Raw genomic sequence first — 7,492 nt, 5'->3', positions numbered from 1 at the left:
TACGGTACAGCAGCCGCCGTGCTGGCGCCGCAGTCGCGCACGGCGCGGGACGCGGCGCTGCACGCCGTCGCCGACGCGCTGTCGGCGCGTACGGACGAGATCCTGGCCGCCAATGTCCAGGACGTCGCCCGAGCCCGGGCCACCGGCACCCCGGAGGCGGTCGTGGACCGGTTGACCCTCACCGCCGAGCGGGTCGCCGCCATCGCCTCGGACGTACGGGACGTGGTGGCGCTGCCCGATCCGGTGGGCGAGGTGGTGCGCGGCCGCACGCTGCCCAACGGCCTCGACCTGCGCCAGGTGCGGGTCCCGCTCGGCGTCGTCGGGATCATCTACGAGGCGCGCCCGAACGTCACCGTGGACGCCGCCGCGCTCTGCCTCAAGTCCGGCAACGCGGTGCTGCTGCGCGGCTCCTCCTCGGCGTACGCCTCGAACACCGCGCTGGTCGGAGTACTGCGGGACGCGCTCCACGAGGCGGGACTGCCGGCGGACTGCGTGCAACTGGTGCCGGGCGAGGGGCGGGAGTCCGCGACGGAGCTGATGCGGGCCCGCGGCCTGGTCGACGTGCTGATCCCGCGGGGCGGCGCGTCGTTGATCCGGTCGGTGGTCGAGCAGTCCACCGTGCCGGTCATCGAGACCGGGGTCGGCAACTGCCACGTGTACGTGGACGCGTCCGCCGACCTGGACATGGCGGTGGACGTCCTGGTCAACTCCAAGGCGCAGCGCCCCAGCGTGTGCAACGCCGCGGAGACGGTCCTCGTGCACGCGGACGTCGCCGAGGCTTTCCTGCCGCGCGCCCTCGACGCGCTGGCCGCGGCCGGGGTGACGGTGCACGGTGACGCCTCATGGCAGCGCGCCGACGCGCGGGTGGTGCCGGCCACCGTGGAGGACTGGGGCACGGAGTACCTCTCGTACGACATCGCCGCGGCCGTCGTACCAGACCTGGAGGCGGCGGTCGCGCACATCCGGGAGTGGACCTCGGGGCACACCGAGGCGATCGTGTCCCGGGACGCGGCGGCGGCCCGCCGCTTCACGGCGCTCGTCGACTCGACGGCGGTGATGGTCAACGCCTCGACGCGGTTCACCGACGGCGGGCAGTTCGGGTTCGGCGCGGAGATCGGCATCTCCACGCAGAAACTGCACGCCAGGGGGCCGATGGGGCTGCCGGAGCTGACGGCGACGAAGTACGTCGTCACGGGCGACGGTCACACCCGCGACTGAACCCTTGTCCCGTTTCCGGCGCTCACTGCCCAAATCGTCCGGATCGGTCTAGGCTGGACGATGTGCCGGAGGATGTGGGGGGCCAGCCGTACCCGCACGGCGAAGAGCCCGAGGACCGCCACCACGGAGACGCGGACGACGAGTTCGCCGCCGTGGTGTTCGATGAGGACTTCGTGCGGGGCGCCGAGGTCCATGAGCCCACCGCGGCCGAACGGATACTGGCTGCCCCGCAGCCGTCCCACCCGGACAGCGAGTCGCGCGGGCCGTACGACGACCTGCCGTACACCCACGGCCCGGGTGCCTGGGAGCCGGGGGCGTACGGTCCGAGCGGGCACGCCAGCTTCGGTTCCGGAGAGCTGACCGGACCGGACGGCTGGCCAGGTCGGACGCCCGGACCTGGCTCTGCGCCCGGGGGTTTCGACGACGTCCTCGACCAGGGGTATGAGCACGGCTGGGCCTTCGGGGACCGATACGGCCCGGAGGACGGTCCTCCGCCTGCCTATCGCGGGCACGCGCGGTGGCAGCGGCCGGTCGCCTGGGTGCTCGCCGTGGTGATGGGCATCGGGGTGGTGGCGTTGGCGTTCGCCGCCGTCTACCGCGGTGCCACCAGCCAGCGACAGGAGCCCACACCGCCACCCTCCACGGGTGTGGGCGCACCCTCGGCCGAGCGCGACCGGGTGAAGACCGGCGCCCCGTCCGGCACCTTCGCGGAGCCGGTCGGGACGAGCCGTGTGATCGGTTGATCATGGACGGTCCATCTCCGGACGGCGGCACGTCCGCGGTGCGGCCCCGTCGACGCGAGGGCGGTCCGGCGGTTGGAAGGTTGCTTCGACGGCGGGCGTTTAACGTGGCTCCCGGCGACCTACCCTGTCCGTATGGCCGGGCGTGAGGAACCTGACGAGGGGACGCCGGGAGGCGACGACGAGTACCGCTCCGTCGTCTTCGACGAGTCGTTCGTGGAGGCCGCCCGGCTCCAGGAGTACTCCGCCAAGGAGCGCCTGGACGACGAGGAGCACGCCGCCGTACGCAGCCGCCCGACGCCTCCCGGCAGGCGCCCCTTCCGGGCCTCGAAGCAGGCCATCGTGCTGATGCTGCTGATCGTGCTGGCCTTCGGCACGGCTGTCTTCATGGGCATCCGGAATCCCTTTCCGGGCATCGAGAGCACGCCGTCCGGACCGATGCGCTCGACCACGCTGCCACTCCAACCACGGGGTGAGGTGCCGGGTTCCACTCCGGCGGACCTGTTCAAGCACAGCCCGGCGGCGCAGTTCCGTGCCGGCGCCGAGGGCATCACACTGCCGACGGTGCACCAGACCGGCGGCTTCGCGCGGAGCGAGGTGCTGAACGCCCTGACCATCGTCAAGGACTATCTGGTGTCCAGCTCGATGGACCCGAGCGTGCTCACCGGCGGTGCGGTGCGTCCGGTACGGAACCTGGTGGACGCGGAACAGCGGGGGCAGTTCGACCAGAGCGTGGAGCACCCCAGGGCGGACGGGAAACACGCCAGCACAGGCTGGATGGTCCGGTTCGACCCGGCGAAGGTGGCGCTGGCCGCGAAGCAGGTCCGGGTCAACGGCACGCTCGCGGTCGAGGAGTCCCGCTCGGGTGTGCTGGAGATCACCGCCGACCACGTCTTCGTCTACGCCGTACGGCCCGCCGGATCGGGCGACGGCGAAGCGGCGGCCGAGCGGGCCTCGCTCTTCACCGTGCACCGCGACATGCGCTTCGAACTGGACCGGGAGGACCTACGGGAGCATCAGGTCCGGGTCGCGCAGGCCACCACCCGAGCCGGGCCGATGGCCTGCTCCGCCGACGCGGCGGAGACGCTGAACCCGCTGCTGGCGGGCCAGCGTGCCCCGGACGGCGGGCCGGCCGGGGAGAATCCGTATGACCGGGGGCGGGCCACCTGCGGAGTGCTGGCGGACTCGGCCCAGCCCAGCCCGGCGGACGAGTAGGCCCGCAGCGCCCACCCCCGGTCGTACGTAGCCGTACGTCCGCAGCCCGCACGGCTACGTACGACCGGGGGCGCAGGCGCCACGTCCGTGTTCAGCGGTTGTCGTCGCCGTCCGCTGAACCGCTGTCGTCCTTGCCACCGGCACCGCCGTTGGAGCCGCCACCGGCACTGTCGCCGCCCGGGCGACGGCCGCCGGCGAAGGTGTCCCGCAGCTTGCCGCCGAGGTCTCCCGCGCCGCCGGCGATGTCCCGGACCAGGCCGGCCAGCGGGTCCTTGCTGGCCTTCATGGACTCGGCGTAGTGGTTCGCGGACTGCTTGAACGAGTCACTGACCGAGGACTCCTCGTCGTCCTCCCGCCGTTCGTAGTGACCCTCCATGATCCGCTGGTACTCCCTGGTCGCCGCCCACTTGCGCAGCTCGGCGGCCCGCACGACCGGGAACGGATGGGTGCGCGGCAGGACGTTCATGATCTTCAGCACGGAGTCCCGCAGGTCGCCGCCCGACTCGTACTCCTCGGCCTGCCGCAGGAAGGCATCGACGTTCATCTCGTGCAGGTGGTTGCCTCCGGCGAGCTTCATCAGCCCGCGCATCGAGGCCTGCAGGTCCTGCCCGACCAGCAGACCGGCACGGTCCGCGGTCAGTTCGGCCTTACGGAACCACTCGCGCAGGGCGGTGACGATCGCCATCACGGCGACGTTGCCCAGCGGAATCCAGGCGACCTTGGTGGCGAAGTTCGTCAGGAACAGCAGGATGGTGCGGTACACCGCGTGCCCAGAGAGCGCGTGCCCCACCTCGTGCCCGACCACCGCCCGCATCTCCTCCTCGTCGAGGAGTTCGACGAGACCGGTGGTGACGACGATGACGGGCTCGTCCAGCCCGACACACATCGCGTTGGGCTGGGGGTCCTGACTGACGTACATCGGGGGGACCTTCTCCAGGTCCAGGATGTAGCAGGCGTCCCGCAGCATCTCGTGCAGGTGGACGAACTGCTCGTCGCTCACCCGCACCGCGTTGGAGAGGTAGAGCAGCCGCATGCTGCGTTCGCGCAACAGCGAACTCAGGGCCTTGAACGCCGTGTCGAAACCGGTGAGCTTGCGCAGGGCCACCAGGGCCGTGCGGTCGGCGGGGTGTTCGTAGGCCCGGGAAGAGATGCCCGGGAACCGGCGGCGGTCACGGCCGGGGAGGCGCTCGGCGCCGTCCGTTCCGTTGGTCATGGTGGTTGATCCCCCTCTTCGGCTGGGAGTGTCAGCCTAATTGCTGTGTCCGAGGGTACGGGGGACCGTTCCAGGGTTGGGACACTCGGCTTCGCATACCATGTGGCCAGTGACTCGCGGGCGGCTCCGGCCGCTCCTCGCCAGCACGCTACTTGCCCGCACACTTCTGGATGGGTTCGACCGACAATGACTCTGAGCAACTCCGCGCACGACGCCCTCGTCGCCGTCGCCTCCGGTGGTGGGGGCGAACAGGGCTCCACGGCATACGTCATCGGCATCGGGGCGTTCGTCGGGCTGCTCTTGCTGCTGTGGATCACCACCCGCTTCAACCGGGACCGCTGAGCCGCGTTTCGGCGGAGCGCAGGTCGTCGGAACGCCGCGTGGGAGAGCCCGGCGGCGTGCCGCGGGTCGCCCGTCCCACGAGCCGGGCGTTCGACGTACTCGACTAGGGTCAGCTCGCATGGGAGAGCGCATAGTGCCTGGCGGCAGTGGCGAAAGCGAAACGGGCGGCGCCGGCCGGCGGCGACTCGGGGTGATGGGCGGCACCTTCGATCCCGTGCACCACGGACACCTCGTCGCGGCGAGCGAGGTGGCGGCGCGGTTCCATCTCGACGAGGTGGTGTTCGTCCCGACCGGACAACCCTGGCAGAAGACCCACCAGCGGGTCTCGCCGGCCGAGGACCGGTATCTGATGACCGTCATCGCCACGGCGTCAAATCCGCAGTTCTCCGTCAGCCGTAGCGACATCGACCGCGGCGGCCGTACGTACACCATCGACACCCTGCACGACCTGCGCGCCGAGAACCCGGACGCCGACCTCTACTTCATCACCGGTGCCGACGCCCTCTCGCAGATCCTGACCTGGCGGGACGCGGAGGAACTCTTCGGACTGGCGCACTTCATCGGCGTGACCCGGCCAGGGCACACGCTGGCCGATCCGGGACTGCCGGACGGCGGGGTCTCGCTCGTCGAGGTCCCCGCGCTCGCCATCTCCTCGACCGATTGTCGCGCGCGGGTGGAACGTGGCGATCCGGTCTGGTATCTGGTGCCGGATGGTGTCGTGCGCTACATCAGCAAGCGGCAGTTGTACCGCAACAGAGCGGAGGGGGCCTGCACGTGACCGACGGTTACGGTGACGACCCGTACGGGCAGCAGCCCCAGATCGTCGGCTACGACGCCTACGGCCAGCCCGTCTATCAGCAGGACGCCCGGCAGCCGCAGGGTGATCAGGGTGCGGGCTCGTCGTACGGCCAGGCGGGGGCGCCGTACGGGCAGTGGGCGCCCGGACAGGGGACGCCGTACGGGCAGGAGGGGACGTACGGTCCGTACTCGGCCTACGACCCCTACGGCACCCAGGACTCGGGGTACGGCGGCTACGACCCGTACGGCACCGGGCAGGGCGGACCGCAGCCGGAGCAGTACGAGCAGCATCGGTACGCGGACACGTACGGCGGGCAGCAGGGTGCCGCGTACCAGCAGGCCCAGCAGGCCCAGCAGGCCCAGCAGGCCCAGCAGCTTGACGGCGGCTACGGCTATGACCCCTACGGGCCAGCGACGGACAGCGGCCAACAACAGCCCGTACCCGGGAGTTACGGCTACGACGCCCCGTACGACCCGTACGACCCGTACGGGGCGACGGCTGACACGAGTGGCCGGGTGCCCCGGCAGGCACAACCCCCTTCAGCCGAGAACCGGAGCCGCGAGAGCGGGTCCGGCGCGAGCGGGCTCGGCGAGACCGGGAAGCCCGCCACCGGCGACGACGGCGGTTACGACACCGAGCAGTTCTCCTTCGTCGATCAGGAGTCGGACGACTCCGAAGACGTCATCGACTGGCTGAAGTTCACTGAGAGTCGCACCGAGCGTCGGGAGGAGGCGAAGCGTCGCGGCCGAAACCGGAAGTCCGCGCTGATCGTGCTGCTCGTGCTCCTCCTGCTGGGCGGCACCGGCTACCTCTGGCGCGCGGGCAAGATCCCCGGGCTCGGCGGTACGGCCACCGAGGACACTCCGGCCGCCGGGCAGCAGCGCGACGTGACCGTCGTGCATCTGCGCGACACGGACAGCGAGTCGAGCTCCACCGCCCTGCTCGTCGACAACGCCACCGCCGAGCGTGGCACCACCCTGCTGCTGCCCAGCTCGCTGTCGGTGTCCACGGGCGACGGCGGCACGACCACTCTCGGGAAGTCGGTGGAGAGCGAGGGGGCGACCCCGACCCGGGAGGCGCTGAACCGGCTGTTCGGCGCGGAGATCAAGGGGACCTGGCGGCTGGACACGCCCTTCCTGGAGATCCTTGTCGACTCGGTCGGTGGCGTCCCCGTCACTCCGGACGCCACCGTGCCGGGCGCCAAGAAGGGTGACAAGCCGGTGACCGAGCGCGGCGAGAGGAAGACGCTGGACGGTCGGGCCGCGGTCGCGTACGCCACCCACCGAGAAACCGGCGAGTCGAAGAGCGCGCAGCTCGCCCGGTTCGGGCAGGTCATGGAGGCCACCCTGGGCAAGGTCCCGGACGACAAGGCCGCCGCCACCAAGACCGTGCGTAACCTCGGGCAGATCCTGGACCCCTCGCTGTCCGAGGGCTCGCTCGGCGCCACGCTCGCCGGACTCTCCCAGCGCGTGCGGGACGACGCGTACGACACTCGGACGCTGCCAGTGCGGCGGAACGGCACGCTCAGCGACAAGACCAGCCAGGGGCTGGTCAAGGAGGTGCTGGGCGGAACGGCCCGGAACTCCGACCAGGAGGCCGCGCCCACGGTGCGGGTGCGAAACGCCGCGGGTGCCAAGGGCGCGTACGACTCGGCCCGGGTCACGCTCGTCAACGGCGGTTTCACCGTGGTGGGCGGGGACTCGGACGACGCCACGCGACGGACCTCCGAGGTGAGTTACGCCGAGGCGGCGCACAAGGAGAAGGCCGGGGAGGTCGCCGAGACGCTCGGTCTGCCCGCCGACTCCGTGACGAAGGGCAAGGCCGGCGGGAACGCGGACGTCACGGTCGTACTGGGCGAGGACTACGAGAACTAGCGGAGCAGCTGAGCGGAGGAGCGGGGGAGACGGCGCCGAGCGAGAGGTACGGGGTGTGAAACGGCGCACCGCGTGAACCGGTGAGGGGCCA

7 protein-coding genes are annotated in these 7,492 nt (G+C 71.2%); 6 read left to right on the top strand and 1 reads right to left on the bottom strand.

Going from position 1 to position 7,492, the window contains the following annotated elements:
* From AN216_RS14720 to AN216_RS14710, 3 genes are all read left to right on the top strand, one after another.
* Positions 1–1,218 (top strand): glutamate-5-semialdehyde dehydrogenase (locus AN216_RS14720; protein WP_070197117.1); only part of this gene is annotated, 1,218 nt, incomplete at its 5' end.
* A 62-nt stretch (positions 1,219–1,280) separates the two neighbouring features.
* On the top strand, positions 1,281–1,961 hold the full coding sequence (locus AN216_RS14715; protein WP_070197116.1) for an SCO2584 family spore wall biosynthesis protein: 681 nt from the start codon (positions 1,281–1,283) through the stop codon (positions 1,959–1,961).
* Between the two features lie 132 nt (positions 1,962–2,093).
* A complete protein-coding gene (locus AN216_RS14710; protein WP_070197115.1) occupies positions 2,094–3,173 on the top strand; it encodes an SCO2583 family membrane protein in 1,080 nt (359 codons plus the stop codon).
* A gap of 91 nt (positions 3,174–3,264) precedes the next feature.
* Here AN216_RS14710 and AN216_RS14705 read toward each other — a convergent pair whose 3' ends face one another.
* Entirely contained in the window at positions 3,265–4,386 is a 1,122-nt protein-coding gene (locus AN216_RS14705) for a M48 family metallopeptidase (RefSeq protein ID WP_070197114.1), read from the bottom strand.
* A 186-nt stretch (positions 4,387–4,572) separates the two neighbouring features.
* Between AN216_RS14705 and AN216_RS29255 the strand changes: the two genes are divergently transcribed.
* The 3 genes from AN216_RS29255 to AN216_RS14695 all read left to right on the top strand — a co-directional run bounded on the left by AN216_RS29255 (position 4,573) and on the right by AN216_RS14695 (position 7,401).
* Complete coding sequence (locus tag AN216_RS29255; RefSeq protein ID WP_170843126.1) at positions 4,573–4,728, top strand: hypothetical protein; 156 nt, start codon at positions 4,573–4,575, stop codon at positions 4,726–4,728.
* Between the two features lie 118 nt (positions 4,729–4,846).
* A complete protein-coding gene (gene nadD, locus AN216_RS14700; protein ID WP_070197113.1) occupies positions 4,847–5,506 on the top strand; it encodes a nicotinate-nucleotide adenylyltransferase in 660 nt (219 codons plus the stop codon).
* The gene (locus tag AN216_RS14695) at positions 5,503–7,401 is read left to right on the top strand and encodes an LCP family protein (protein ID WP_070197112.1); all 1,899 of its coding nucleotides are present in this window, start codon (positions 5,503–5,505) and stop codon (positions 7,399–7,401) included. Before nadD ends, AN216_RS14695 begins: the two co-directional genes overlap by 4 nt.
* Positions 7,402–7,492 lie beyond the last annotated feature (91 nt).

It is taken from the genome of Streptomyces oceani (assembly GCF_001751245.1).
Lineage (GTDB): Bacteria > Actinomycetota > Actinomycetes > Streptomycetales > Streptomycetaceae > Streptomyces > Streptomyces oceani.
Note: the sequence above shows the minus strand (reverse complement) of the source record. Positions and strands in the feature narration are given on the sequence as shown.

What these genes read in the sequence shown, in the direction of transcription:
- nadD (WP_070197113.1), top strand. Translation starts at nt 4,847, where the DNA reads ATGGGAGAGCGCATAGTGCCTGGCGGCAGTGGCGAAAGCGAAACGGGC.
- AN216_RS14710 (WP_070197115.1), top strand. Translation starts at nt 2,094, where the DNA reads ATGGCCGGGCGTGAGGAACCTGACGAGGGGACGCCGGGAGGCGACGAC.
- AN216_RS14705 (WP_070197114.1), bottom strand. Translation starts at nt 4,386, where the DNA reads ATGACCAACGGAACGGACGGCGCCGAGCGCCTCCCCGGCCGTGACCGC.
- AN216_RS29255 (WP_170843126.1), top strand. Translation starts at nt 4,573, where the DNA reads ATGACTCTGAGCAACTCCGCGCACGACGCCCTCGTCGCCGTCGCCTCC.